The following is a 26,123-nucleotide window of genomic DNA, read 5'->3' as shown; positions in this document are numbered from 1 at the left end:
AGCGGTCAGCCGTTGAAGTTGCGGATGCCGTCCCAGTCCTCGAGCGTCCAGCCGGTCGCCGGGTTGCCGCTGATCACCACGCGGCCGGTGTTGGGCAGCGGGTGGCTGGTGCGCAGGCTGTCCTTGGCGTTCTTCACGTTCATCAGCACCCAGTACTCGATGGAGTAGAGGTGCGCGAACACCACCGGTTTGCTGTGGCCGCTGTCGTAGACCTTCTGAATGGCGGCGGTGAACCGGTCGTTGAACTCCTTGCCGGAGATCGACCCGGGGATGCTGTTCTGGGTGTCGCCGGCAAGCCAGTCCGCCGGCGCCAGCAGGTAAGTAGTGGGATCCATCGAGATCGGCTTGCCCTCGAACCAGCCGGCGTTGATCTCCTGGATGCCCTGCAGCACCTCGACCTGCTTGCCGAGTTCGGCGGCCAACGGCGCGGCGGTTTGCTGGGCCCTCGCCATGGTCGAGGCGTAGACGGCGTCGTAGTGCTCGCGGCCAAGCTGGTGCGCGACCTGCTCGGCCTGGGACTTGCCGTCGGGGCTCAGGCCGGGACCCGGCACGCTGGTGTCGATGATTCCGCTGGCGTTGGCCTCCGACTGGGCATGCCGGATGAACGTGATCGTGATGCTGCGCACCTGTGGTGATCCGCCGCAGGCGCCGACGATCATCACCGCGGCGAGCACGGTGAAGGCTTTCCGGAACATGCTCCCCTTGCGCATGTCGATAGCCTGCCCTGCCGACGGTGCCCGGGGGAAGGGTTTGCGATGGTTAGGTGCAGAAAATCCTCGAAAGGAGACTCGCATGGCCATTGACCCGAGTGCCGTCGGCGCGGTGAGCGATCCGACGTTGTTCGAATGGACCGATAAGGACACGATGCTGTATGCGCTCGGCGTCGGGTGCGGCATCGACGATCTGTCCTTCACGACCGAGAACAGCCACGACATCGCCCAGCAGGTGCTGCCCACGTACGCGGTGATCTGCTCTCCGGCCTTCGGGGCGGCCGGCAAGATCGGAACGTTCAACTGGGCCATGCTCCTGCACGGGTCGCAGGGTGTCCGGTTGCACGCGCCGCTGCCGCCGGCGGGGAAGCTCTCGGTGGTCTCCGCGGTCACCGACATTCAGGACAAGGGCGAGGGCAAGAACGCGGTCGTGATGTTGCGCGGTCGCGGCACCGACCCGGACTCGGGAAAGCTGATCGCCGAAACGTCGACGACGTTCGTCGTCCGGGGCGCTGGTGGGTTCGGGGGAGTGCCGGGTCAGCGGCCGGTAGCGCCGGAGATCCCGGACCGCGAGCCGGACGCCCGGATTCCGCTGCCCACCCGCGAGGATCAGGCCCTGATCTATCGGCTCTCCGGTGACCGCAACCCGCTGCACAGCGACCCGTGGTTCGCTCGGGAGCTGGCCGGTTTCCCCAAGCCGATCCTGCACGGGCTCTGCAGTTACGGGGTGGCGGGCCGGGCGCTGGTCGCCGAGCTGGGCAAGGGCGTGGCCGCCAACGTCACTTCGATCGACGCGCGGTTCAGCTCGCCGGTGTTTCCCGGCGAGACGCTGACCACGCTGATCTGGCGCACGGAGCCGGGCAAGGCCGTGTTCCGCACGGAAGCTTCCGGCGCCCAAGGCGCCTCGGACGGCTCCGACGCGCGCGTGGTGCTCGACGACGGCGCCGCGGAGTACGCGCAGGGCTAGCTGACGGGCTACGTTCCGCCCAGCCGCCGCGCCAGTTCGTCGGTGAACTCGGCGGCCTGCGCGGGAGTGTCCAGTGCGAATCGTGCGGCGGTGGCGCGGTCACCGTCCTCGTCGTGGCGCACCAGGATTGGGATTCCGTCGTCGCTGACGGCGTCGAACGCGTCCTCGTCGGTGATGTCGTCGCCCAGGTAGACCGGCACCAGGGGCCCGGACTCGGCCTGGCGCAAGTGCTCCAGCACCCAGCGAAGCGTCTTGCCCTTGTCCCAGTCCATGTCGGGGCGCAGCTCGATCACTTCGCGGCCGGTTGTCACCCGAAGCGCGTCGCGCCGACCCGCTTCGCGCACCGCTGCGGCCACCTCGCCGACGCGGTCGCGGGCGGCGTTGCGGTAGTGCACGGCGACGCCAAACCGCTTGTGCTCCACCACAACACCGGGAATCGATCCGAGTTTGTCGCGTAGTTCGGCGGCCGCCTCCTCGAGCACCGGCACGGCCGCCGCCGCGTCCTCGTTTTGGTGGTGCGTCCCGTCGGGCGCGGTCAGCTCGAAACCGTGGCTGCCCGCGTACCAGATGCCGGGCACGCCGAGGCGCTTGGTCACGTCGGCGAGGTCGCGCCCGGACAGCACCGCGACCGGGCACTGCGCGGCCAGCTTTTGCAGCGCCCCGACCGCGCCGGCGACGGGCCTGGCCGCGTCCGGGTCGTTGACGATCTCGGACAGCGTGCCGTCGAAGTCGTAGAACACGGCCGGGCTGCGGTCGGCCAGGGTGCCGAGGGCCTCCCGAGCGTCCGGCAGCTCGGACATCCGGCGGTCCCCGGTCCGCACGGTGATCTGGCCGAGGTGGGCGACGACCGCGTCGCCATCACCCGCGGGGCCGACACCGATGACCAACGCGAATCCGCGCTCGCGCGCGGCCCGGACGACCGCCGGGTCGGTGGCGACGACGACGCTCCGGCCCGGCCGCACCGCGTCACTCAGGGGCTGATTGCCCGGCGGGAAGACGCCGGTGCCGACGCCGACCTCCCGCAGTGGCCCCACCAGTGACTCCGTGGCGCCCAGCGCGGCGTCGAACAGCACGGCGTCGTGGCGGCGGGGGTCGATGGTGGCCGGCTCCAATGTGGGCACCGACCCACCCTCTCACGCTGACGGGGGTCGCGGGGCCCGGGTCAGCGGAGCGAGGACGGGTGCGCCCGCTGCGACGGGCTGGGAAACGCGCGGGCCGTGCGCCTGCGCCGACGGTCCTTGCTGAACAGCAACACGGAGTCCTGGCTCAGCGCCACCAGCCGCGCCACACCCAGTTCGATGCCGGCGGCCAGCTGCCTGACGTCGGCGGCGGCGTCGTATTCGCCGGTGATGCCGAACACCACTTCGTCGCCGTAGCTGAGCACGCCGACCCCGGTGCTCAGCCGCACGGCGGTCGGGGGAATCGGCAGGAAGCGCTCGAGGGTCCGGCCCATCAGCCGCAGCTGGTGGCGAGGTCCGGGCGCGTTGGTCGCCAGCGTCACGATCGCGCGTTGCGGAAGCCGCGCCAGCAGCTGTATCACGTTGCTGCGCAACATCGTCGGCAGTAAGTTGATCGCCGACTCCACCAGGTCGCCGAGGCCGGGCTCGTCGGTTTTCTTGGTCTTGCACTGGTGCTGCACCGCCCGCAGCAGCTGGACGGGGTCCTCATGCTCGACGGGCAGGTACGGCAGCATGGCCGAGCGCATCGGCATCGGCATCAGGGTGCGCAGCGAGTCGGCCCGCGGTTGCTCGCCGCGGCCCAGCAGGACGGTGCGGAAGCCCTCGGTGATGGCCGCCAGCGCAACGTCGTTGACGGTCACCCCGAATTTGCGGCACACGCGGTCGACGTCGGCGCGCGGCACCCGCACGGTGCCGTACTTACGCATCGTGGTCACGGGGCCGACCGAGGGCCCGGCCGCCGGCCACACCGCCCCGACGATCGTGTCCGCCAGCCCCGAGGCCCGCCCCAGGGCGTCGGCCCAGCCGCGCTTGGGGTTCTGCGCCGGCGAAACCCCTTTCGCACCGGCGTGGGTGGCGAACGTGTCCCCGTCGGCGTCGTCGCAAAGCCGGGTGAGCAGGTGGGCGGCTGAGTGGCCGTCGGCCAGCCAGTGGTGGACCTTCATCAAGATCGCCCACCGATTTCCCCTCAGGCCCTCGATGACCCAGCACTCCCACAGCGGGCGGTCCAGGTCGAGGGGACGCTCCAGGGCCTGGGCGATGGCCCGGGACAGTTCTGCGTCATCGCCCGGGCGCCGAACCACCACGCGGCGCACGTGATGGGCGAAATCGAGTCCCGGGCAGTCGATCCACTCGAAGGTCTGGGTTCGCAGCAACTGCGTGCATCGCGGTATCGACGGAAGCCGTTGCGCCAGGACCTCTTTTAGCAATTCGTCGTCAGGGGCGGCCCCGTCGACGATGGCGACCGCCCCGATCGCCAGGCTGGCATGCTGATCGGGGAACGCCGTGTCCAGTGTCTTCACCTGCGCCATGCTCAGTCCCCGCCCTCGATTTTCTGCACCCGTACCAGTATCTGCGCGGCGGGTTATGCCCGGTAGGCCCCGCAGCGTTAAGACCTTGTTTAGGAGTTGAAGATCCGTTTAACAACCGATGTCACGAGCACGGGTTAAATCGAACATACATTCGAGTAGACTCTCGAACGTGGGTTGGTTTAACGGGCCGCCGAGCTGGGCGGAAATGGAGCGGGTGCTCGACGGCAAGCCGCGCCACGCCGGTGCGCCGGCGGACCCCCCGGAGGACGCCCCGCTGTCGCGCAAGCGGGGGACGTACCGGCCGCCCGACGACACCCGGCCGGCCCGCTCGTCCGTTGCCTATGCCGAGCTGCACGCGCATTCGGCGTTCAGCTTCCTCGACGGAGCCAGCACCCCCGAGGAGATGGTGGAGGAGGCCGCCCGGCTGGGCCTGCGCGCCCTGGCGCTGACCGACCACGACGGCCTGTACGGGGCGGTGCGGTTCGCCGAGGCGGCCGCCGAACTCGACCTGAACACCGTCTTCGGCGCCGAACTCTCGCTGGGGCCGGGCGCGCGCACCGAGACGCCCGACCCGCCCGGCCCGCACCTGCTGGTGCTGGCCCGCGGCCCGGAGGGGTACCGACGGCTGTCGCGCCAACTGGCCGCGGCGCACCTGGCCGGCGGGGAGAAGGGCAAACCGCGCTACGACATCGACGCGCTGACCGAGGCCGCCGGGGGGCACTGGCACATCCTGACCGGATGCCGCAAAGGCCATGTGCGCCAGGCGCTTTCCGATGGCGGTCCGGAGGCCGCGGAGCGGGCGCTGGCCGACCTGGTGGACCGGTTCGGCGCGCACCGGGTCAGCGTCGAGCTGACCCGGCGCGGCCACCCGCTCGACGACGAACGCAATGCGGCGCTGGCCGGGATCGCGCCGCGTTTCGGCGTCGGCGTCGTCGCCACCACCGGGGCGCACTTCGCCCACCCGTCGCGCGGCCGGCTGGCCATGGCGATGGGCGCCATCCGGGCCCGGGAGTCCCTGGATTCGGCCGCCGGGTGGCTGGCCCCGCTGGGCGGTGAGCACCTGCGCTCCGGCGAGGAGATGGCCCGGCTGTTCGCGCAGCGGCCTGACGTGGTGACGGCCGCCGCCGAACTCGGCGAGCAATGCGCGTTCGGGCTGGCGCTCATCGCGCCCCGGCTGCCGCCGTTCGACGTGCCCGACGGGCACACCGAGGACAGCTGGCTGCGGCAGCTGACCATGGCGGGCGCGCGCGAACGCTACGGGCTTCCCGAATCGGCGCCGCGCGCCTACGCCCAGATCGAGCACGAGCTGAAAGTCATTGCACACCTGAGCTTTCCGGGCTACTTCCTGGTGGTGCACGACATCGCCCGGTTCTGCCGGTGCAACAACATCCTGTGCCAGGGCAGGGGATCGGCGGCCAATTCCGCGGTCTGCTACGCCCTGGGCGTCACCGCGGTCGACCCGGTGGCCAACGAGCTGCTGTTCGAGCGCTTCCTGTCGCCGGCCCGCGACGGGCCACCCGACATCGACATGGACATCGAGTCCGACCAGCGCGAGCAGGTCATCCAGTACGTCTACGACAAGTACGGCCGCGACTACGCCGCCCAGGTCGCCAACGTCATCACCTACCGGGGCCGGATCGCGGTCCGCGACATGGCCCGCGCCCTCGGCTTCTCGCAGGGGCAGCAGGACGCGTGGAGCAAGCAGATCAGCCACTGGAACGGGCTCGTCGACTCGCCCGATATCGAGGACATCCCGCCGCAGGTGATCGACCTGGCCAACCAGATCCGGAACCTGCCGCGGCACATGGGCATCCACTCCGGCGGCATGGTGATCTGCGACCGCCCGATCGCCGACGTGTGCCCGGTGGAGTGGGCGCGCATGGAGAACCGCAGCGTCCTGCAGTGGGACAAAGACGACTGCGCGGCAATCGGTTTGGTGAAGTTCGACCTGCTCGGGCTGGGCATGCTCTCGGCGCTGCACTACGCCATCGACCTGGTCGCCGAGCACAAGGGCATCCGGGTCGACCTGGCCCGCCTCGACCTCTCCGAAGAAGCGGTGTACGAGATGCTGTGCCGCGCCGACTCCGTCGGCGTGTTCCAGGTGGAGTCGCGGGCGCAGATGGCCACGTTGCCCAGGCTGCGGCCGCGGGTGTTCTACGACCTGGTGGTGGAGGTCGCGCTGATCCGCCCCGGGCCCATCCAGGGCGGGTCGGTGCACCCCTACATCCGGCGGCGCAACGGCGTCGACCCGGTCGTCTACGACCACCCATCCATGGAATCCGCGCTGCGAAAGACGCTGGGGGTGCCACTCTTTCAGGAACAGCTGATGCAGCTGGCCGTCGACTGCGCCGGCTTTTCCGCCGCCGAGGCCGACCAGCTGCGGCGCGCCATGGGCTCCAAGCGCTCGACCGAGCGGATGCGACGGCTGCGCGGCCGGTTCTACGACGGCATGCGCGAACTGCACGGCGCCCCCGACGACGTGATCGACCGGACGTACGAAAAGCTGGAGGCCTTCGCCAATTTCGGCTTTCCCGAAAGCCACGCGCTGTCCTTCGCGTCGCTGGTGTTCTACTCGTCGTGGTTCAAGCTGCACCACCCGGCGGCGTTCTGCGCGGCGCTGCTGCGCGCGCAGCCGATGGGCTTCTACGCGCCGCAGTCGCTGGTGGCCGACGCGCGCCGGCACGGCGTCACGGTGCACGGCCCCGACGTCAACGCCAGCCTGGCGCACGCCACCCTCGAAAACGCGGGGACGGAGGTGCGGCTCGGCCTGGGCGCCGTCCGCCACATCGGCGACGACCTCGCCGAGCGGCTGGTCGACGAACGAAAGGCCAACGGCCCCTTCGCATCCCTGCTCGATCTGACCACCCGGCTGCAGCTGTCCGTGCCGCAGACCGAGGCGCTGGCCACGGCCGGGGCGCTGGGCTGCTTTTCCATGTCCCGGCGCGAGGGGCTGTGGGCGGCCGGGGCCGCGGCCACCCAACGGCCGGACCGATTGCCCGGCGTGGGCTCGTCGTCGCACATCCCCGCGCTGCCGGGAATGAGCGAGCTGGAGCTGGCCGCCGCCGACGTGTGGGCCACCGGCATCTCCCCGGACAGCTACCCGACACAGTTCCTGCGGGAGGACCTCGACGCGATGGGCGTGGTGCCCGCCGACGCGCTGGGATCGGTGCCCGATGGCGACCGCGTGCTGATCGCCGGCGCGGTGACCCATCGGCAGCGGCCCGGCACGGCCCAGGGGGTGACGTTTATCAACCTCGAGGACGAGACCGGGATGGTCAACGTGCTCTGCACGCCGGGGGTGTGGGCGCGACACCGCAAGCTGGCCAACACCGCGCCCGCGCTGCTGATCCGCGGGCAGGTGCAAAACGCCAGCGGCGCCATCACCGTCGTCGCCGAGCGGCTGGGCCGCATCACCCTGGCGGTGGGGTCGAAGTCGCGCGACTTCCGCTGAGCCGTGCACTGGCGGCGCGGTTTTGGCGGTCGCCGCTTTTGCGCGGAAAAGCACATAGCAAATCCGCCGCGTCGTAAGCTATTCGAAAAATCGGCTGTATTGATTCAATGCGTCAAGGGAGTCGAAATGAAATTCACGCTCGTTCGGCGCGGCGCGGCGATATTGGGTTGCGCTGCGGCGCTGGTTCTTTCTCCCGCGGTGGCCAGCGCCGATCCGCCCGACCCGCACCAGCCGGACATGACGAAGGGCTTCTGCCCGGGGGGTCGATGGGGGTACGGCAATTTGGCCGTCTGCGACGGCGAGAAGTATCCCGACGGGTCGTTTTGGCACCAGTGGATGAAAACCTGGATTGTCGGCCCGCAATTTTATTACGACTGCGTCGGCGGCGACGAACCCCTGCCGGGGCCGCCGCCGCCCGGTGGCTGCGGCGGGGCGATTCCGCCCGACGGCCCGCCGCCGCCCCCCTAGCCGACCCCAGGCTCAGGCCGTCGGCGTCGTCCACACCTTCGTCGGCGTGATCTTCAGCCGGGTGCTGTAGGCGCCCAGCGAGTCGGTCAGGCCGAAGCTCGCCGCGGCCTCGCGGTACTTAGCCCAGTACGGCGCGTCGTCTCGGCAGTCGACGTCGGTGGCGTCGACCTCCGCAATGCCACCGATGACGATGATTCCGCCGCCGTTGCCGTCGGAGTCCAGGTTCAGGCTCACCTCGGGGTGCGCCTTGATGTGGGCGACCTTGGCCGCCCCTGGCGTGGAATAGACCGTCAGCTTGGCGCCGTCGAAGTAGAACCAGATCAGCCGCGGCACCGGCTGCCCCGATTTCGCGACGGTGGTCAGCCAGCCGTACCGATCCGATGTCAGCCTGTCGGAAACCTCTTGTGTCAGTTCGACGCTCATGATGCCGAATGTAGTCTCCACACATGACCCTCAACCTGTCCGTCGACGAAGTCCTCACCACCACCCGCTCGGTCCGCAAGCGGCTCGACTTCGACAAGCCGGTCGGCCGCGAGGTGCTGATGGAATGCCTGGACCTGGCCCTGCAGGCGCCCACCGGGTCCAACTCGCAGGGCTGGCAGTGGGTGTTCGTCGAGGACGCCGAGAAGAAGAAGGCGATCGGCGAGATCTACCTGGCCAACGCCCGCGGCTACCTTGCCGCGCCGGGAGCCCAGTACGCCGAGGGCGACACCCGCGGCGAGCGGATGGGCAAGGTCCGCGATTCGGCGACCTATCTCGCCGAGCACATGCACGAGGCGCCGGTGCTGATGATCCCGTGCATCGAGGGCCGCGAGGACAAGACGCCGCTGGGCGGCGTGTCGTTCTGGGCGTCGCTGTTTCCTGCGGTGTGGAGCTTCTGCCTGGCGCTGCGGTCGCGGGGCCTGGGCTCCTGCTGGACGACGCTGCACCTGCTGCGCGACGGCGAAAAACAGGCCGCCGAGGTGCTCGGCATCCCGTTCGACAAATTCAGCCAGGGTGGGCTGTTCCCAATCGCCTACACCAAGGGCACCGACTTCCGGCCGGCCAAGCGCCTGCCCGCCGAGCAGCTCACGCACTGGAACGCCTGGTAGGTCAGCCCGAAAGCGGCCAGACTTCGACGACCCCGTGCGCGACCGCGCACGGGGTTTGGCTCACCCGCTCGATCGCCGCGTCGAGGTTCTCGGCCTCCAGGACCGCGAACCCGGCGATCGGCAGCGCCGACTGCAGGTACGGCCCGGGGTCGGTTCGCACGCCCGAGCCCTCCGGATTGCGCACCTGAACGGGGCGTCCGGCGATGCCGATCAGCGCCCCGGCCGCACCCAATTCGTCGTCGCGCGCGTGCGCGGCCGCTTTGCATTCGTCGCTGACGCGGTCGTACCCCGCCGCGTCCCCGTAACCGATCGTGATGAAGGTAGCCATATCAAGGCTGACTCGCGCGCGGCCGGGAATTCATCGCGCCCCGGCGTATCCGTTCTGCCGCCAGGCCTCGTAGACGGCGATCGCGGCCGCGTTCGACAGGTTCAGCGAGCGCCGGCCGGCCAGCATCGGGATGCGCACCTGCCGGGTGACGTGCGGGTCGGCCAGGGTCGTCGCGTCCAGCCCGTCGGGTTCGGGCCCGAACATCAGCACGTCGCCGGCCTCGTAGTCGACGTCGGCGAACGACGTGGTCGCGTGCGCGGTGAAGGCGACCACCCGCGCCGGCGCCAGCGCGTCCCACGCGGCGCGCAGCGACGGGTGCACGGTGACCGACGCCAGGTCGTGATAGTCCAGCCCGGCGCGGCGCAGCTTCGGCTCGGTCAGGTCGAATCCCAGTGGCTCGACCAGGTGCAGTTCGGCGCCGGTGGCGGCCGCCGTCCGAATGGCGTTGCCGGTGTTGGGGGCGATGCGGGGGGTGACAAACAGCATCTTGAACACACACGCCATCCTGCCCGGGGTCTTCGCTCGGATAATGCTGGCATGGTCGAGCAGAGCATCTGGATGCAGAAGGTGGCGGCGGATCCCGGACACTCGCACTGGTATGTCGAGCGCTTCCGTGCCATGGCACGCGCCGGTGACGACCTGCTCGGCGAGGCCCGCCTCGTGGACGCGATGGCGCCCCGCGGCGCCCACATCCTTGATGCGGGTTGCGGCCCCGGCCGGTTGGGCGGTTATTTGGCCGCGGCCGGTCACCGGGTGGTCGGTGTCGACGTCGACCCGGTGCTCATCGAGGCAGCCGAGCACGACCATCCCGGGCCGCGCTGGCTTGTCGGCGACCTCGCCGAACTCGACCTGCCCGCACGCGGAATCGCCGAGCCGTTCGATGTCATCATGTCGGCCGGCAACGTGATGGCGTTCCTTGCACCGAGTACCCGAGCCCAGGTGCTGGGCCGGCTGCGTGCGCATGTCACCGACGGCGGTCGAGCGGTGATCGGCTTGGGCGCCGGCCGCGGGTACGAGTTCGGCCAGTTTCTCGACGACGCGGCAGCTGCCGGGTTCGCGCAAGATCTGCTCCTGTCCACCTGGGATCTGCGACCGTTCACCGACGAGTCCGATTTCCTCGTCGCGCTCCTTCGGCCGTCTTAGGTCCTGTGTGCCGGTGGCCGTTGCCGCCCGGACGGATCATGACAAAGCCAAATTGTTTGCCAGACTTGCGTCCCCGCGCGCGGGCACACCTTGGAGGGCTCTGCCTACTCAGTAGGAATTGTGGAGACCTCGGCCGCGGGCTGTCATACTCGTCGGATTGCCAGGTGTTTATCGCTGGCGCCGACTGCGTGGGGTAGGCGGAATTAAGCAGGAAGTCTCATGAGCCTCTCGTTTCACCGAGCGCTGACAATCAGCGCAGCGGCCCGTCGCGCGGCCGCAAGCACGTGACCATGTTCACCCGCCCGGCCCACGCGGCCGAGGCGGTCGCGCCGGAATACACGCAAGCCGACGGGCCGCGGGCCAAACGCCCGCCGGCCTGGTCGTTGGGCAACTGGCCCGTGCGCTACAAGGTGCTGGCCATTGTGCTGGTCCCGCTGCTCTTGGCGACGGCGTTCGGGGCGTTGCGCGTCAAGGACGCGATGGCCAACTCGCGCGGCCTGAACCTGGCCGCCGCCCGCGCCGACGTGCTGCCGGCGATCACCAAATACATGTCGGCGTTGGACGTCGCGCTGCTGGCGAACTCCACGGGGCGCGACGTCGAGGGGGCCAAGAAGAACTACGAGGCGCGCAAGCACGAGCTGCAGCAGCGCCTGGCGGACACCGACGTCACCCCCGACGTGCGGTCCGGGGTGAGCACCCTGCTGAACGGCGGCGCGGGGCTGCTGGACAAGGTGGCCGACAACAGCATCGGTTTGCGGGACCGGGTCACCACGTACGCCCCACTCCTGCTGACGGCCGAGGACGTGATCAACGCGTCGGTGCGCGTCGGCGACGAGCGCATCCGCGCCGAGGCGCAGGCGCTCAGCCGGGCCGTCGGCGCCCGCGGGCAGATGACGATGCAGCAAATCCTGGTGACCCGGGGCGCCGACCTGCCCGAGCCGCAGCTGCGGACCTCGATGATCACCCTGGCCGGCACCGAGCCGTCGACGCTGTTCGGGATGAGTGAGGTGCTCGGCGCCGGGTCGCCCGAGGCCAAGACGCTGCAGCAGCAGATGGTGACCCGGATGGCGATCATGTCGGATCCGGCCAGCGTGCTCGTCGACAACCCGGACCTGCTGCGCTCGATCGAGACCACCGACGGGATCGCCGAGCAGGTCATCAACGACGCCACGGCGTCGGTGACCAAGTCCGTGCACGCCGAGGCCACCGACCGCCGCAACTCCGCGATCGTCGACACCGCGCTGGTGCTGGGCGTCATCGTGATCGCCCTGCTCGTCGTCTTGCTGGTGGCGCGCGCGCTGGTGCGCCCGCTGCGCGTCCTGCGCGACGGCGCGCTCCAGGTCGCCCACACCGACCTGGAGGAGGAGGTGGCCCGGGTCAAAGCCGGTGGCGCCGAACCGATTCCGCAGCCGCTGCCGGTGTACACCACCGAGGAGATCGGTCAGGTCGCCCACGCCGTCGACGAGCTGCACACGCAGGCCCTGCTGCTGGCCGGCGACGAGGCGCGCCTTCGGCTGCTGGTCAACGACATGTTCGAGACCATGTCGCGGCGCAACCGTTCCCTGGTCGACCAGCAGCTGATGCTGATCGACCGGCTGGAGCGCAACGAGGAGGATCCCGAACGCCTGGACAACCTGTTCCGGCTGGATCACCTGGCGGCCCGGCTGCGGCGCAACAGCGCCAACCTGCTGGTGCTGGCGGGTGCGCAGCTGGCCCGCGACCAACGCGACCCGGTGCCGCTGTCGACGGTGATCAACGCCGCGGTGTCCGAGGTCGAGGACTACCGCCGGGTCGAGCTGTCCGGCCTGCCCGACTGCGCGCTGGTCGGCGCGGCGTCGGGCGGGGTCATTCACCTGTTCGCCGAGCTGATCGACAACGCCCTGCGCTACTCGCCGCCGACGACGACGGTCCGGATCTCCGCGGGACGCGGCGGGGACGGCGGCGTCATGCTGCGGATCTCCGACTCCGGCCTGGGCATGAACGACGCCGATCGGCGCATCGCCAACATGCGGCTGCGGTCCGGCAGCGACGTCACCCCCGACAACGCCCGGCACATGGGCCTGTTCGTGGTGGGCCGGATCGCCGCCCGGCACGGCATCCGGGTGGGCCTGCGGGGCCCGGCCGGCAACGAGGCGGGCGCCGGCACCACCGCCGAGGTGTACCTGCCCCCGACGGTGCTCGCCGGCTCGGCGGGGCCGCAGGGACGGCCGGGGTCCGTGTCGTCGCCGAGCACCAAGCTCGCCAACGCCATGGCGACGACGGACCCCGCGGGCGCGCCCGCCGGGGAGTACGACGCCCCCGAGCCCGCGAACCAGAACGGCGCCGAGATACCGTCGGTCACGCTGTTGCCGCGCCGCAACCCCGGATCCAGCGGCATCACCGAGGTCCCCGAGGTCCCCGAGGTTCCCGCGCCGGGCGCGCCGCTGCCCCGGCGGCAACGGCGCGAGCTCGCCGAGCCCGAGCCACAGCCACAGCCACAGCCGCGGCCACAGCCGCAGCCGAGGCCGGCCAAGCCCGCGGCGGTGTCGGACACGTCGGCATTCTTCGCCGCGCGTGCCCAGGCCGCCGCGGCCCCGCGGGAAACCCCGGCGCCCGTCGCGTCGATCCCAACAACTCCGGCCATCCCGAAGCCCCCGAAAGTCCCCGAAGCCCCGCAGGCGCCGGCCGATGACGACGTCATCTACCGTCGGATGCTGTCGGAGATGCTGGGCGACCCGCACGACCTGGTCAACAGCCCCGACCTGGATTGGCAGTCGGTGTGGGACCGGGGCTGGTCGTTGGCCGCCGCGGCCGAGGACAAGCCGGTCGAGGCGCAAACCGAGCACGGGCTGCCGGTCCGCGAGCCCGGGGCGCGGCTGGTGCCCGGTGCCGCAAACGGGACGGACACGACGGAAGAGGACCGGCCGGACGACGACGAGGGGTTCCTGGTGGGATCCAACGGCCTGGGTCGGCATTCGCAGCACTCCGCCGCGGGGCGCGACCCCGAGGCGGTGCGGGCGTCGTTCAGCAGCCACTTCGGTGGCGTGCGCTCCGGACGGTCGCACGCCCGCGAGACGAGTGAAGGATCTGATCAGGAATGACGTCCGCCGACAATCCCCCGCAAGCGGGCGGTGCCCCCACGCTGGACTGGCTGGTGACGAAGTTCGCCCGCGAGGTCCCCGGCGTCGCGCACGCGTTGCTGGTGTCGGTCGACGGGCTGCCCGTTGCCGCCAGCGAACACCTCCCGCGCGAACGGGCCGATCAGCTGGCCGCGGTGGCCTCCGGCCTGGCCAGCCTCGCGACCGGTGCCGCGCAGCTCTTCGAGGGCGGCCGGGTGCTGCAGTCGGTGGTCGAGATGTCCAACGGCTACCTGTTGCTGATGCGGGTCGGCGACGGCTCGCACCTGGCGACGCTGGCCGTGTCCTCCTGCGACATCGGCCAGATCGGGTACGAGATGGCCATCCTCGTCGAACGGGTGGGCGGCGTGGTTCAGTCCACCCGCCGGTCCGCAGAGCAGTACCAGTGAGCCGCGATGGACAGACGTGAGCGCTGGCCCGCCTCACGTGAGGCGAACCTGGTCCGTCCGTACACCCTGACGTCCGGCCGGACCGGCACCAACGTCGACCTTCCGCTGGAAGCGCCGGTGCAGACGTTGGATGCGGGCCTGGCTCACCGCTGGCCACCCAACGATGCGAGAGGCAAGATCATCCAACTGTGCGTCAACAGCCCGTCCGTCGCGGAGATCTCGGCCCGGCTGGATTTACCGGTCGGCGTCGCGCGCGTCCTGGTCGGCGATCTGGTGCTGTCCGGCTACCTTCGGGTGCACAGGACGTTGACGGAGCGTTCCACCCGCGACGAGCGCCACGAACTCATAGGAAGGACCCTGCGTGGCTTACGAGCACTCTGACGCGCGAGCGCACGCTTCGACGAAGATCGTGATCGCGGGCGGCTTCGGGGTCGGCAAGACCACGTTCGTCGGGGCCGTCTCGGAGATCATGCCGCTGCGCACCGAGGCCATGCTCACCGACGCATCGGAGGGCGTCGACATGCTCGACGCCACCCCGGACAAGAAGACCACCACGGTCGCAATGGATTTCGGCCGGATCACCCTGGACGAGGAGCTGGTGCTCTACCTGTTCGGCACTCCCGGTCAGCGGCGGTTCTGGTTCATGTGGGACGACCTGGTGCGCGGCGCGATCGGGGCGGTCGTCCTGGTCGACTGCCGCCGGCTGCAGGACAGCTTCGCCGCGGTCGACTTCTTCGAGCACCGCAACCTGCCGTTCCTGATCGCGGTCAACGAATTCGACGGCGCGCAACGCTATCCCGTCGAGGCGGTGCGCGAGGCGCTGACCCTGCCCCGGCACATCCCGGTGATCACCGTCGACGCCCGGGACCGACGGTCGGCGACCGACGCGCTGATCGCCGTGAGCGAGTACGCGCTGGAAACCCTGGCCGCGAGCTGATCCCGCGTTGCAGCACTGGGTCGACCGCGAATTCACCGGCACCGATTTTCGCGACGACGACCTCAGCCGGCTCCGCACCGAACGGGTGGTGTTTTCCGAGTGCGACTTCAGCGGCGTCAACCTGGCCGAGTCCGACCACCGCGGGTCGGCGTTCCGCAACTGCACATTCGAGCGAACACTGTTGTGGCACAGCACCTTTGCGCAGTGCAGCATGCTGGGCTCGGTGTTTGTGCACTGCCGGATGCGCCCGATGACGTTCGACGAGGTGGACTTCACCCTCGCGGTGCTCGGCGGCAACGACCTTCGCGGCGTCGACCTGAGCGGCTGCCGGCTGCGCGAGACCAGCCTGGTGGAGACCGACCTGCGCAAGGCCGTGCTGCGCGGCGCCGACCTGTCCGGCGCCCGGACGACGGGCGCCCGCCTCGACGACGCCGACCTGCGCGGCGCCATCGTGGACGCCGCGTTGTGGCGGACCGCCTCGCTGTCGGGCGCCCGCGTCGATGTCCCGCAGGCGATGGCGTTCGCGCTGGCGCACGGGCTGCGGCTGGACTCGACGGACTAGCGCGTGAGCCGGATGCGCCACCGAACGATCGCGGAATAGACCACCGACAGCGCGACCAGCATGCCCATGTCGAGCAGCCACGCGCCGCGCGTGTGCGCCCAGTGGGCGTCCTGCTGCACCAGCGAACCGGGCACCAGCGCGCGCAGGTCGACCGTGGACGCCGACGCCGCGTAGCCCCAGCGCGACGGCAGCACCCAGGACAGCTGGTCCAGGAAGATCCGGCCGGTCACGGGGACCATGCCGCCGGCCAGCACGAGCTGCAGCATCAGCGACACCACCAACAGCGGCATGATCTGCTCGTTGGAGCGCGCCAGCGACGACAGCACCAACCCCAGCACCGCCGAGGCGACGCACGTCGCGGCCACCGTGACGAACAGCTCGAAGCTCGCGTTACCCAACAGCACCGGCGGCCGCGTCGGCGCTCCCTTGCCCAGCAGCACGATGCCCGTCGCGATCGCCGCCTGCGCGATCGCGAACGCACAGAACACTGTCAGCTTGGCGCCCAGGTAGGCACCCGTGGACAGGCCCACCGCCTGCTCCCGCCGGAAGATGGCGCGCTCGCCGATCAGGTCGCGGATCGTCAGCGCCGTGCCCATGAAGACGGCGGCGATCGACAGCAGGGTCAGGATCTGCGCGGACTCGTCGGGCGTCCCGCTGGTCGGTTGCGCGACGCCGAACCCGGTGTTCCCCGGGACGGTCAGCGACAGCGCGCCCAGGACGAACGGCAGCAGCGCCAGGAACGTGAAGTAGGCGCGGTCGGACACCACCAGCCGGACCTGGCGCCGCGCGATCGTGGAGAACTGGTGCCGCACGCTGGTGCGGGCCTGGGTGCCGAGGTCGGCCGGCGCCGACGCGACCGGCGGCGGGGGCTTGTTCTGAGCGAGGAAGCGGCGGTTGGCCTCGTCGGGGTCGGCGCCCACCTTCGCGAAGATCTGGGCCCAGTTGGTGGTGCCCATGGCCGCGCCGATCTGCCCGGGCACGCCCAGGTAGGCCGTCTTGCCGCCCGGCGCCATCAGCAGCACCTGGTCGCACACGTCGAGGTAGGTCAGCGAGTGGGTGACGACCAGCACCACGCGCCCGGCGTCGGCGAGCTGGCGCAGCATCGTCATCACCTGCAGGTCCAGCGCGGGGTCCAGGCCCGAGGTCGGCTCGTCGAGGATCAGCAGCGACGGCCCGGTGAGCAGCTCCAGCGCCACCGAGGCGCGCTTGCGCTGGCCGCCGGAGAGCTTGTCGACGCGGGTGTCGGCGTGGTTGGTCAGCCCGAGTTCGTCGAGCACCTGGGCCACCACCTGCTGGCGGTCGGCCTTGCTGGTGTCGGGGGGCAGCCGCAGTTCGGCGGCGTAGCCCAGCGCCTGGTTGACCGTCAGCTGGCGGTGCACGACGTCGTCCTGCGGGACCATCCCGATCCTGGTGCGCAGCGACGCGTACTCGGTGTGGATGTCGTGGCCCTCGAACGTGACCGAGCCGGATGTCGGGGTGGCGTACCCGGCGATCAACCGGGACAGCGTGGTCTTGCCGGCGCCCGACCCGCCGATGATCGCGGTCAGGGTGCCGGGCCGGGCGGTCACCGAGACCCGCTCGAGCAGGTTCTTTCCGTCGATGGCGAAGTTGACCTCGCGCACCTCCAGGCCGCCCGAGCGCGCCGCCACCTCGTTGCGGCGGACCAGCATGCCGCCGCTGAACGCCAGGTCGACGTTGCCGATCGTGACCACGTCACCCTCGGCGAGCACCGCGGACCCGACCCTGATCCCGTTGACGAAGGTGCCGTTGATGCTGTGCGCGTCGCGGATCTCGGTGCCGACCGGCGTCGCGGTCAGGAACGCGTGGTGGCGCGACGCCAGCACGTCCTGGATGACGATGTCGTTGTCCAGCGAACGGCCGATCCAGGCGGAGCCGGTGACCGGGCCCTCGAGCTTCCCGGAACCGAGCGCCTTGACCCGGGTGGTCGGGAACTCGGCGATCTCGCCGCTCACACCGACCTGGGTGGGCGGGTTCTCGTCATGGGTGGGCGCGTTCGGGCGCAGGATCGGGATGGCGGTCGTGCGCGGCACGTCGTCGGGGCGCCGCCCGGGCGGCGGGGCCTTGCGGATAGGGCCGGTGGGCGGCGCGATCTTCGGCACCGTCTCCGTCGGTGGCAGCAGCCCGACGGCGCCCCGGTGGTGGCCGACCTCGAACGTGATCCGCGGTCCGTCGGGCTTGCCGATGTTGAGGGCCTGGCCGTCCTGGATGTCGACCTTCGGCACCCGCCGGCCGTTGAGGAAGACCCCGTTGAGCGAGCCGTTGTCGACCGCGATCCACCGGCCGCCCTCGAAGCGCAGCAGCAGGTGCGCCCGGGCGATCAGCGGGTGCGCCACGCGCAGGTCGGCGCGCAGGTCGCTGCCGACGACGACGTCGCGACCCGGCGCGAAATTGCCTTCCGATCGCTGGGAACGCACCGTCAGCACTGGCTGCGCGGGCTGGCCCATCAGCCCTTGCGCCGGTTCCTCGCCAGGCCGCGGCGGCCCGAGGAGTGCGCCTTCAACCGGAGCTTCCACCACACGACGGCGCTGTAGACCACGCACAACGCCAAGAGCATCGCGATGTCGAACAGCCACGCGCTCGCCTTGTGATCGAAGTGCTGGTCCTTCGGGTCGGTCGGGCCCACGACCAGCCGGTGGGTGTCGATCGTCGACGCCGCGGACGCGTAGCCCCACCTTGCGGGCGTGGCCCAGGACAACTGGTCGAGCACGGGGCGGTTGGTCACCCAGATCAACCCGCCGCAGAAAACCAGCTGCGACATGATCGCGATGACCAGGAACGGCATGATCTGGTCCTGGGATTTGGCGATCGCCGACAAGGCCATGCCCAACAGCGCGGAGGCCACGCACGTCAGCGCGACGTCGAAGAACAGTTCGAAGCTGACATTGCCCAGCATCACGGCTTTGGCGATCGGCTGGCCCCAGCCGATCACCGAGATCGCGGTCGTGATGCCCGCCTGCCCGATGGCGAACGCGCTGAACACCACGACCTTGGCGGCCAGGTACGACGCGGTCGACAGGCCGACGGCCTGCTCACGCCTGAATATGGGACGCTCGCCGACCAGGTCGCGGATGGTCAGCGCGGTCCCCATGAACACGGCGCCCACGGTGAGCATGACCAGAATCTGGTCGGGCTGGTTGGGGGAGTTGCTCAACGGGTCGCCCATGCCGTACCCGGTCTTGCCGCGCACCGTGAGGGTGAGGATGCCGATCAGGAACGGCAGCAGCGCCAGGAACACCGTGTAGCCCCGGTCGGAGATCACCAGCCGGATCTGGCGGCGCGCCACCGTCCAGAACTGGCGCAGCACGTCGGTGTGCACCGGTTCGCCCAGGTCGCCCGGGCTGGCGTCGGACGGGGCCTGGATCTCCGGCGGCCGGTTTTCGGCGAGGAAGCGACGGTTGGCCTCGTCGGGGTCGGCGCCTACCTTCGCGAAAATGTCGGCCCAGTTGGTGGTGCCCATGGCCGCGCCGATCTGGCTGGTCGGCCCCAGGAAGGCCGTCTTGCCGCCGGGCGCCAGCAGCAGGATCTGGTCGCAGACGTCGAGGTAGGCCACCGAGTGCGTGACGACCAGCACCACGCGGCCCGCGTCGGCGAGCTGGCGCAGCATCATCATCACCTGCCGGTCCAGCGCCGGGTCCAGGCCCGACGTCGGCTCGTCGAGGATCAGCAGCGACGGCCCGGTGAGCAACTCGAGCGCTACTGACGCGCGCTTGCGCTGGCCGCCGGAGAGCTTGTCGACGCGGGTGTCGCCATGCTTGGTCAGCTCGAGTTCCTCGAGGACCTGCGCGACGACCTGCTCGCGGTCGGCCTTGCTGGTGTCGGGCGGCAGCCGCAGTTCGGCTGCGTAGCCCAGGGCCTGGTTGACCGTCAGCTGGCGGTGCACCACGTCGTCCTGCGGCACCATCCCGACCCGGCTGCGCATGGACGCGTATTCGGCGTGGATGTTGTGGCCCTCGAACGTCACCGTTCCCGTGCTGGGGGTGGTGTACCCGGCGATCAGCCGCGACAGCGTGGTCTTACCCGCGCCCGACCCGCCGATGATGGCGGTCAGCGTCCCGGGACGCGCGGTCAGCGAGATGTGGTCGAGCAACTGTTTTCCGTGGTCGACCGTAAAGGTGACGGCGTTGACCTCCAGGCCGCCGGTGCGCGTCGCGGCCTCGGTGCGGCGGACCAGGGTGTCGCGGGTGAAGACGAGGTCGACGTTTCCGATCGTGACCACGTCGCCCTCGGTCAGGATCGCGGAGCCGACCCGGACGCCGTTGACGAAGGTGCCGTTGACGCTGTGCGCGTCGCGGATCTCGGTGCCCAGCGGGGTCTGGGTCAGAAACGCGTGATGGCGCGACGCCAGCACGTCCTGGATGACGATGTCGTTGTCGGTGGAACGGCCGATCGTGACCGCGTCGGACGACTTCGGCATCGCCCCGGAACGCGACGGCAGCAGCGCCTGGAACATCTTGGTCGCCAGGTTCCCCACCTCGGGCGGCTTGGTGAGGTTGGCCGACATCTGGGTTTCCGGTGCCGCCGGCGCGGACGCCGCGGACATCTGCGGCTGCGGCTGGAAATTGGGTGGCGGCGGCGCGCTGGTCGGATACGGCGGACGTCCACCGCCGCTGACGGGGTACATGGGCTGGCCGGGCGGTGGGGGCGCGGCTACCTGCGGGCGCCGCGCCGCCTGCGCGGCCCAGTTAGGTTGCCGGCCCGGGGGTCCGGGCGGGGCGGCGACGGGCGGGCCCGGTTGGCCGGACCACGCCGCACCCGGCTGGGCCACCGGGATGCCCATCGACTCGGTGCGCGGCGGGCGCCCGGCCAGGCCTTGGTGGCGCCCCACCTCGAAGGTCAGCTGTGGCCCGTCGGGATTTCCGATGTTGAGGCTCTGGCCGTCGTGGATGTCGACCACCGGCACCCGGCGGCCGTTGACGAAAGTCCCGTTGAGCGAACCGTTGTCGATCGCCAGCCACCTGCCCTGGTCGAACCGCAGCAACAGATGCGCGCGCGAAATGAGCGGGTGCGTGATGCGCATATCGGCGCGCAGATCGCGCCCGACCACCACGTCGTGGCCCGCCGCGAACGTGCGCTCCGACCCGTCATGGCGAACGGTCAGCGCTGGCGGGGCTGGTGCACTCATCGCCACAACTGTAGCGGGTGCACCTGTTTTCACCCTGTGGGCTGATTGACCGAGTCCGACCCACCGGTGACCTCAGCCCCGGCATTGATTGTGAAGCCTGGGCTTTGATTGTGAAGCCTTGGCTTTCATCGCGAAGCCTGGGCGGAACCCGCCGGAAATCCCCGCCCCGTCGGCACACTCAAGGCCGTGAGTTCACACTCGAGACCCTGAACTCACACCACGTCCCGCCGCGTTCGCGGCGCGCATCGTCAGCGGGCCAAAGCGTCCGGCGCGCCGGTGATCACGCATTGAGTCCGGGTGTAGATCGTCGGCATGCACCGATTGCAGTGCGTGCAGGCCGAATGCACGCTGTGCGCGGCGCCGTCGGCGGCGATCCGATTGATCAGGTCCGGCTCGGCCAGCAGAGCCCGGCCCATCGCGACGAAGTCGAAGCCCTCCGCCATCGCGAGGTCCATCGTTTCCCGGTTGGTAATGCCACCGAGCAGGATCAGCGGCATGGTGAGTTCGGCGCGGAACAGCTTGGCGTCGCGCAGTAAATAGGCCTCGCGGTAGGGGTACTCGCGCAGGAACTTCTTGCCCGTCATCCGCATGCCCCAGCGCAGCGGCGGCTTGAAGGCGCCGGCGAATTCCTTGATCGGCGCGTCGCCGTGGAACAGGTACATCGGGTTGACCAGCGAGCTGCCCGCCGTGAGCTCGATCGCGTCCAGACCGCCGTCGTCCTGCAGCCACTTGGCGGTGATCAGCGATTCCTTCGTGCTGATGCCGCCGCGCACCCCGTCGGACATGTTGAGCTTGGCGGTGACCGCGATCGGCGTGCCCTCCTTCTCCACCGCGCGCCGTACCGCCATGACGATCCCGCGGGCGACCTTGGCCCGGTTCTCCAGCGATCCGCCGAATTCGTCGTTGCGGCGGTTGATCAGCGGGGACAGGAACGCGCTCGCCAGATAGTTGTGGCCCAAATGGATTTCGACCGCGTCGAAGCCGGCTTCGATGGCGAGCCGGACGGCGTTGACGTGCCCCTCGATCACGTCGTCGATGTCGTCGCGGGTGGCCTTCTTGGCGAAGCGCATCCCGATCGGGTTGAAGAACCGCACCGGAGCCAGGGCCTTGGCCTTGTTGGACTTGGCGTTGGCGACCGGGCCGGCGTGCCCGATCTGCGCGCTTACCGCGGCGCCCTCGGCGTGGATCGCGTCGGTGAGCCGCCGGAACCCGGGCACCGCCTCGGGGCGCATCCAGATCCCGTTGCCCTCGGTGCGGCCGCCGGGGGACACCGCGCAATAGGCGACGGTCGTCATGCCCACCCCGCCGGCCGCCGGCAGGCGGTGGTATTCGATCAGGTCGTCGCTCACCAGCGCGTTGGGCGTGCGCGCCTCGAAGGTGGCGGATTTGATGGTGCGGTTGCGCAGCGTGATGGGCCCCAGCTTGGCCGGGCTGAGCACGTCTGGAGGGGTAGACATGCGAGGAGCGTAAACCTTCGACGTGGAACACTGTCAGGCGTGGGCGCAATCACGCTGGACGGCAAGGCCACCCGGGACGAGATCTTCGTCGACCTCACCCAGCGGGTGGCCGCACTGACCGCATCGGGCCGCACGCCCGGGCTGGGCACCATCCTGGTCGGCGACGACCCCGGTTCGCAGGCCTACGTGCGCGGCAAGCACGCCGACTGCGCCAAGGTCGGCATCACGTCGATCCGCCGCGACCTGCCCGCCGACACCAGCACCGCCCAACTCAACGAGACCATCGACGAGCTGAACGCCAACCCACAGTGCACCGGCTACATCGTGCAGTTGCCGCTGCCCAAGCAGCTCGACGAGAACGCGGCGCTGGAGCGCGTCGACCCCGACAAGGACGCCGACGGGCTGCACCCGACCAACCTGGGCCGGCTGGTCCTGAACAAGTCCGCGCCGCTGCCCTGCACGCCGCGCGGCATCGTGCACCTGTTGCGGCGCTACGACGTCGAGATCGCCGGCGCGCACGTGGTGGTCATCGGCCGCGGTGTGACGGTCGGGCGCCCGTTGGGGCTGCTGCTGACCCGCCGCTCCGAGAATGCGACGGTGACGTTGTGCCACACCGGAACTCGTGACCTGCCGGCGCTGACCAGGCAGGCGGACATCATCGTCGCCGCCGTCGGGGTGCCGCACATGCTGACCGCCGACATGGTGCGTCCCGGCGCCGCGGTGCTCGACGTCGGCGTCAGCCGGGTGGACGGCAAGCTCGCCGGCGACGTGCATCCCGACGTGTGGGAGGTGGCCGGTCACGTGTCCCCGAATCCCGGTGGCGTCGGCCCGCTTACCCGCGCGTTCCTGTTGACCAACGTCGTCGAACTGGCCGAGGGATAAGCGTGCGCGCGACCCTACGGGCCCAGTGGCCGATCTTGTTGGTCGAGCTGATCTTCGCCGCGGCATTTGTGTTGGCGGCGGCTAACTTCTGGCGTCGGGGCGCCCTGCTGATCGGGATCGGGGTCGGCGTGGCGGCGGTACTGCGGTTGGTGTTGTCCGACGAGCGGGCCGGCCTGCTGGTCGTGCGCAGCCGAGGCATCGACTTCCTGACCACCGCGACGGTGGCGGCCGCGATGGTCTACATCGCGTCGACGATCGACCCGCTGGGAACGCGTTAGTGGCGATCCCAAGCGCGGCGTAGTCGGGCGCAGCGGGTCGCCACCATCGGGCTAAGCGCCTGGCATTCCGGGGATTTGGCGGATGCCGGGGATGCCTCCGGCGAGCCCGGGCAGGCCCCCGGGAATGCCGGCGGCCGGGTTGCCGCTGGCGATGTTGGCCATCTCCTGCGGGCAGTACGACTGAATGGCGATGGTGGTGAACAGCTTCGCCATCTGTGGCGACAGCCCGCGGTGGCTGACGGTCGCGGCGACGGCGGCGAAGTTCCCGCCCGGCTGGGCGAGCATCGGGCAGACGGACTCGCCGACGGACATCGCGTTGCCGGGCTCGCCGAAGTCGATGCCGGCGTGGTTCAGCGCGTCGATGAAGGCGTCGTCGGCGCCGGCGTCGGCCTCGGCCGGCGCGGCGAAGGCGGAGGCGGCGGTGAGCAGGGCGGCGGCCCCGGCCAGCAGGCGGATGCTCAGCGGCTGGTGCCGAAACAGCCAGATCCAACGTTGCGTCTCCGCTGTGAGTGCCTTCATGCCAGCCTCCCCGTGTCTCGCCGGGTGCTCTGATTGCACTCCAGTCACGCTAGGAACTCTGATCTATTTCTGTCACGTTTACAACACGGTGCGATAAAGGTTTGCACAATAAGCGTTTCGTGAGGGGATCGCCCGCGCGACGTCGATTATCGGGCTGGCACGTGCCCGGAGGGGCGCCGGCGGATCGAGGGCGGATCGAGGCCACACTGTGACCTGACACTCGGCCGGAGGCCGTATTTTCAGTAGCCGTTTGGACCAGAATCCGGCCCATGACGACGAATCAGAGGGGCATCTCGCGTCAGACGTTCCTTCGCGGAGCCGGAATGCTGGCCACCGCAGCGGTGTTCGGTAGCGCGCGCGCCGCCGCGGACCCGGCCACCGGTTGGGGAGGCCTGGCCTCCTCCATCGGGGGCAACGTCTTGCTGCCGGCCAGCGGCGCCCAATTCTCCTCGGGCAAGCAGGTTTTCAATTCGCTCTACAACAATTCCAATCCGGCGGCGGTGGTCAGGGTGTCGTCGCAGTCCGACGTGCAGAAGGCGGTCGCGTTCGCGACGGCGAACGGGCTCAAGATCGCCCCCCGCGGGGGCGGGCACTCGTACATCGGCGCGTCGAGCTCCAACGGCACGATGGTCATCGACCTGCGCGGGCTTCCCGGAGGGGTGAACGTCGACGGCGCCGGCAACGCCACGGTGACGCCGGCGACCACGCTGTACGCGGTGCATCAGGGGCTGGCCGGTGCGGGGCGCGCCATCCCGACCGCCACCTACCCGACCGTCGGGATCGGGGGGCTGGCGCTGGGCGGCGGGGTGGGCGCCGATTGCCGCCACGCGGGCCTGACCTGCGACGCCCTGCAGTCGGCCACCGTGGTGTTGCCCAGCGGCGACGTCGTCACCGCGTCGGCCAATGATCATCCGGATCTGTTCTGGGCGTTGCGCGGTGGCGGCGGCGGCAACTTCGGGGTCACGACGTCGATGACGTTCGGGACCTTCGCGACTGCCGACAGCGACGTGGTCCGGCTCGACTTCCCGCCCGCATCCGCCGTGCAGGTGCTGTCCGGCTGGCAGTCGTGGCTGAGCGCCGCCGACCGAAACACCTGGGGGATAGTCGATCTCTCGGTCGGGAGCCAGCCGAACTGCCACGTGCTGGCGACCTGCCCCGCGGGCGCCGGCTCCGGTGTGGTCGACGCCATCAAGTCCGCGGTCGGGGTCGCGCCGACCGCTGTCGTGAACAAGACGCTCGGCCACATGGACCTGGTGACGTACCTGGCCGGGGGCAGCTCGACGGCCTCGCCCGTCGGGTTCGTTGCCGGCTCCGACGTGCTCTCGACCATGAATTCCGCTGCGGCGCATGCCATCGCGACCGCGATCGGGCAGTGGCCCGCGTTCGGCGGCAAGGCGTCGGTGCTGATCGACCCGCTGGACGGCGCCGCCGGCGACGTGGGGTCGGGAGACACCGCGTTTCCGTGGCGCAAACAGTCGGTCCTCTTGCAGTGGTATGTCGAGCCGGCCGCCAATCACGTGGCCGCCGCGCAGCAGTGGCTCAATTCCGCACACCAAGCGGTGCAACAGTTTTCGGTCGGCGGCTACGTCAACTACCTGGAGCCCAACAGCTCGCCGTCGCGCTACTTCGGCTCAAACCTGTCGCAGCTGACGACGGTTCGGCAGAAGTACGACCCGAACCGGGTGATGTACTCGGGGCTGAACATCTGATGGGCGAACTCGCGCGCGTGCGCTACCTCGTCGACGACGTCCGGGCGGCCGTCGCCTTCTACACCACCCACCTGGGCTTCAGCGTCGACGTGGACGCCGCGCCCGCCTTCGCCGCCGTCGTGCGCGGCCCGCTGCAGCTGCTGCTGGCCGGGCCCAAGAGCTCGGCGGCGCGTCCGATGCCCGACGGCGCCGCACCGGGGCCCGGCGGCTGGAACCGCATACAGCTTGTCGTCGAAGACATCTCGGCCGAGGTCGAGCGACTGCGCGCGGCCGGCGTGAATTTCCGCAACGACGTCATCAGCGGCCCGGGCGGCCAGCAGGTCCTGCTGCGGGATCCCTCCGGCAACCTCGTGGAACTGTTCCAGCCCGCGCCCCGCACCATAGGGGCTAACGCAACCGCATAACTGGGCTCGGCCTAGAAACCTTGACATGCTTTGCTTCTGAGGCGTGCGACAGCTCGACGCAGCGTCAGCCTCGCCGCCCGG

24 protein-coding genes are annotated in these 26,123 nt (G+C 70.1%); 14 read left to right on the top strand and 10 right to left on the bottom strand.

The genetic code is table 11. The features are described from left to right. Nucleotides 1-5 precede the first annotated feature (5 nt). Entirely contained in the window at nt 6-710 is a 705-nt protein-coding gene (locus AC5Y5E_RS03505; RefSeq protein WP_499901570.1) for a histidine phosphatase family protein, read from the bottom strand. Between the two features lie 82 nt (nt 711-792). Here AC5Y5E_RS03505 and AC5Y5E_RS03500 point away from each other — a divergent pair, with 82 nt between their 5' ends. After that, nucleotides 793-1,677 (top strand): MaoC family dehydratase, encoded by an 885-nt coding sequence (locus AC5Y5E_RS03500; protein WP_499901569.1) that lies wholly within the window; start codon nt 793-795, stop codon nt 1,675-1,677. An 8-nt stretch (nt 1,678-1,685) separates the two neighbouring features. Here the strand turns inward: AC5Y5E_RS03500 and otsB are convergent, their stop codons facing one another. Together otsB and AC5Y5E_RS03490 are read right to left on the bottom strand one after the other, a co-directional pair. Next, nucleotides 1,686-2,798, bottom strand: a complete 1,113-nt coding sequence (gene otsB / locus AC5Y5E_RS03495) for a trehalose-phosphatase (RefSeq protein ID WP_499901568.1) — start codon at nt 2,796-2,798, stop codon at nt 1,686-1,688. Nucleotides 2,799-2,839: 41 nt separating this feature from the next. After that, the gene (locus tag AC5Y5E_RS03490; RefSeq protein WP_499901567.1) at nt 2,840-4,165 is read right to left on the bottom strand and encodes a wax ester/triacylglycerol synthase domain-containing protein; all 1,326 of its coding nucleotides are present in this window, start codon (nt 4,163-4,165) and stop codon (nt 2,840-2,842) included. 169 nt (nt 4,166-4,334) lie between these two features. Here AC5Y5E_RS03490 and AC5Y5E_RS03485 point away from each other — a divergent pair, with 169 nt between their 5' ends. Continuing rightward, nucleotides 4,335-7,616: an error-prone DNA polymerase gene (locus AC5Y5E_RS03485; protein WP_499901566.1), complete on the top strand. Its 3,282-nt coding sequence runs from the start codon at nt 4,335-4,337 to the stop codon at nt 7,614-7,616. Between the two features lie 126 nt (nt 7,617-7,742). Beyond that, nucleotides 7,743-8,084, top strand: coding sequence for a hypothetical protein (locus AC5Y5E_RS03480; protein ID WP_370494505.1), 342 nt, complete (start codon nt 7,743-7,745; stop codon nt 8,082-8,084). 12 nt (nt 8,085-8,096) lie between these two features. Here AC5Y5E_RS03480 and AC5Y5E_RS03475 read toward each other — a convergent pair whose 3' ends face one another. Beyond that, complete coding sequence (locus AC5Y5E_RS03475; RefSeq protein WP_499901565.1) at nt 8,097-8,507, bottom strand: TIGR03667 family PPOX class F420-dependent oxidoreductase; 411 nt, start codon at nt 8,505-8,507, stop codon at nt 8,097-8,099. A gap of 23 nt (nt 8,508-8,530) precedes the next feature. Here AC5Y5E_RS03475 and AC5Y5E_RS03470 point away from each other — a divergent pair, with 23 nt between their 5' ends. Continuing rightward, nucleotides 8,531-9,175 (top strand): nitroreductase family protein, encoded by a 645-nt coding sequence (locus AC5Y5E_RS03470; protein WP_499901564.1) that lies wholly within the window; start codon nt 8,531-8,533, stop codon nt 9,173-9,175. A gap of 1 nt (nt 9,176) precedes the next feature. Here AC5Y5E_RS03470 and AC5Y5E_RS03465 read toward each other — a convergent pair whose 3' ends face one another. Next, on the bottom strand, nt 9,177-9,503 hold the full coding sequence (locus AC5Y5E_RS03465; protein ID WP_499901563.1) for a YciI family protein: 327 nt from the start codon (nt 9,501-9,503) through the stop codon (nt 9,177-9,179). A 30-nt stretch (nt 9,504-9,533) separates the two neighbouring features. After that, on the bottom strand, nt 9,534-9,998 hold the full coding sequence (locus tag AC5Y5E_RS03460) for a tRNA (cytidine(34)-2'-O)-methyltransferase (protein WP_499901562.1): 465 nt from the start codon (nt 9,996-9,998) through the stop codon (nt 9,534-9,536). A 42-nt stretch (nt 9,999-10,040) separates the two neighbouring features. Here AC5Y5E_RS03460 and AC5Y5E_RS03455 point away from each other — a divergent pair, with 42 nt between their 5' ends. From AC5Y5E_RS03455 to AC5Y5E_RS03430, 6 genes are all read left to right on the top strand, one after another. Continuing rightward, on the top strand, nt 10,041-10,646 hold the full coding sequence (locus AC5Y5E_RS03455) for a class I SAM-dependent methyltransferase (protein ID WP_499901561.1): 606 nt from the start codon (nt 10,041-10,043) through the stop codon (nt 10,644-10,646). Between the two features lie 290 nt (nt 10,647-10,936). Continuing rightward, nucleotides 10,937-13,726, top strand: a complete 2,790-nt coding sequence (locus tag AC5Y5E_RS03450) for a sensor histidine kinase (RefSeq protein ID WP_499901560.1) — start codon at nt 10,937-10,939, stop codon at nt 13,724-13,726. Continuing rightward, complete coding sequence (locus tag AC5Y5E_RS03445; RefSeq protein WP_499901559.1) at nt 13,723-14,151, top strand: roadblock/LC7 domain-containing protein; 429 nt, start codon at nt 13,723-13,725, stop codon at nt 14,149-14,151. The genes AC5Y5E_RS03450 and AC5Y5E_RS03445 overlap by 4 nt, the downstream gene beginning before the upstream one ends. Nucleotides 14,152-14,157: 6 nt before the next feature. After that, nucleotides 14,158-14,532: a DUF742 domain-containing protein gene (locus AC5Y5E_RS03440; RefSeq protein ID WP_499879299.1), complete on the top strand. Its 375-nt coding sequence runs from the start codon at nt 14,158-14,160 to the stop codon at nt 14,530-14,532. Continuing rightward, nucleotides 14,513-15,088, top strand: coding sequence for a GTP-binding protein (locus tag AC5Y5E_RS03435; RefSeq protein WP_499901558.1), 576 nt, complete (start codon nt 14,513-14,515; stop codon nt 15,086-15,088). Before AC5Y5E_RS03440 ends, AC5Y5E_RS03435 begins: the two co-directional genes overlap by 20 nt. A gap of 7 nt (nt 15,089-15,095) precedes the next feature. Beyond that, entirely contained in the window at nt 15,096-15,650 is a 555-nt protein-coding gene (locus AC5Y5E_RS03430; RefSeq protein WP_499901557.1) for a pentapeptide repeat-containing protein, read from the top strand. Here the strand turns inward: AC5Y5E_RS03430 and AC5Y5E_RS03425 are convergent. From AC5Y5E_RS03425 to AC5Y5E_RS03415, 3 genes are all read right to left on the bottom strand, one after another. Further along, a complete protein-coding gene (locus AC5Y5E_RS03425; protein ID WP_499901556.1) occupies nt 15,647-18,115 on the bottom strand; it encodes an ATP-binding cassette domain-containing protein in 2,469 nt (822 codons plus the stop codon). The genes AC5Y5E_RS03430 and AC5Y5E_RS03425 overlap by 4 nt on opposite strands. Next, nucleotides 18,115-20,793: an FHA domain-containing protein gene (locus tag AC5Y5E_RS03420; RefSeq protein ID WP_499901555.1), complete on the bottom strand. Its 2,679-nt coding sequence runs from the start codon at nt 20,791-20,793 to the stop codon at nt 18,115-18,117. Before AC5Y5E_RS03420 ends, AC5Y5E_RS03425 begins: the two co-directional genes overlap by 1 nt. Nucleotides 20,794-21,041: 248 nt before the next feature. After that, entirely contained in the window at nt 21,042-22,250 is a 1,209-nt protein-coding gene (locus tag AC5Y5E_RS03415) for an NADH:flavin oxidoreductase (RefSeq protein WP_499901554.1), read from the bottom strand. Between the two features lie 39 nt (nt 22,251-22,289). Here AC5Y5E_RS03415 and AC5Y5E_RS03410 point away from each other — a divergent pair, with 39 nt between their 5' ends. Together AC5Y5E_RS03410 and AC5Y5E_RS03405 are read left to right on the top strand one after the other, a co-directional pair. After that, nucleotides 22,290-23,132, top strand: coding sequence for a bifunctional methylenetetrahydrofolate dehydrogenase/methenyltetrahydrofolate cyclohydrolase (locus AC5Y5E_RS03410; RefSeq protein ID WP_499901553.1), 843 nt, complete (start codon nt 22,290-22,292; stop codon nt 23,130-23,132). A 2-nt stretch (nt 23,133-23,134) separates the two neighbouring features. Further along, nucleotides 23,135-23,410: a DUF3017 domain-containing protein gene (locus tag AC5Y5E_RS03405; protein WP_369807245.1), complete on the top strand. Its 276-nt coding sequence runs from the start codon at nt 23,135-23,137 to the stop codon at nt 23,408-23,410. Nucleotides 23,411-23,461: 51 nt separating this feature from the next. Here the strand turns inward: AC5Y5E_RS03405 and AC5Y5E_RS03400 are convergent, their stop codons facing one another. Next, nucleotides 23,462-23,929, bottom strand: a complete 468-nt coding sequence (locus AC5Y5E_RS03400) for a DUF732 domain-containing protein (protein ID WP_499901552.1) — start codon at nt 23,927-23,929, stop codon at nt 23,462-23,464. Nucleotides 23,930-24,198: 269 nt separating this feature from the next. Here AC5Y5E_RS03400 and AC5Y5E_RS03395 point away from each other — a divergent pair, with 269 nt between their 5' ends. Then, nucleotides 24,199-25,638: an FAD-dependent oxidoreductase gene (locus AC5Y5E_RS03395; protein ID WP_499901551.1), complete on the top strand. Its 1,440-nt coding sequence runs from the start codon at nt 24,199-24,201 to the stop codon at nt 25,636-25,638. Next, nucleotides 25,638-26,042 (top strand): VOC family protein, encoded by a 405-nt coding sequence (locus AC5Y5E_RS03390; protein ID WP_499901550.1) that lies wholly within the window; start codon nt 25,638-25,640, stop codon nt 26,040-26,042. Before AC5Y5E_RS03395 ends, AC5Y5E_RS03390 begins: the two co-directional genes overlap by 1 nt. The last annotated feature ends 81 nt before the right edge of the window (nt 26,043-26,123 follow it).

Source organism: Mycobacterium sp. NGS54 (assembly GCF_059812465.1).
Note: the sequence above shows the minus strand (reverse complement) of the source record. Positions and strands in the feature narration are given on the sequence as shown.